At 70.1% G+C, this 261-nt stretch carries 1 protein-coding gene; it reads left to right on the top strand.

Going from position 1 to position 261, the window contains the following annotated elements; all coding sequences use genetic code 11:
• The coding region (locus SB658_RS24980) for a hypothetical protein (protein WP_410603104.1) at nucleotides 1-261 on the top strand (261 nt) is incomplete at both ends.

Here is a 261-nt window from a genome sequence, read left to right as displayed (position 1 = left end):
CCCCTCGTTCCCTCACGATCGATGAGAGCCTGCTCCGACGGATGGCGCGCGATGCCGCTGTCTACTCGCTCACACGCCCGGTCGCGATCATCATGTGGGTGGCACTCGCCGCGGCCCTCGGCATCAGCATCCTCAACCTGTCGGGGCTGGTCGCCGCCGGCGAGGACGACGGCGGTCTCGCCGCGTGGATGCCGCCGCTGGTGATCGCCCTCGCCGTCATCGCGATCGTCATGTCCGTCTCGAGCGCCCGTCACGCCGTGC

Source organism: Bacillus sp. SIMBA_008, from assembly GCF_046535495.1.
GTDB classification, from domain to species: domain Bacteria; phylum Bacillota; class Bacilli; order Bacillales; family Bacillaceae; genus Bacillus; species Bacillus subtilis.
The sequence above is the reverse complement of the archived record's forward strand: the minus strand, read 5'-3'. Positions and strand labels throughout refer to the sequence as shown.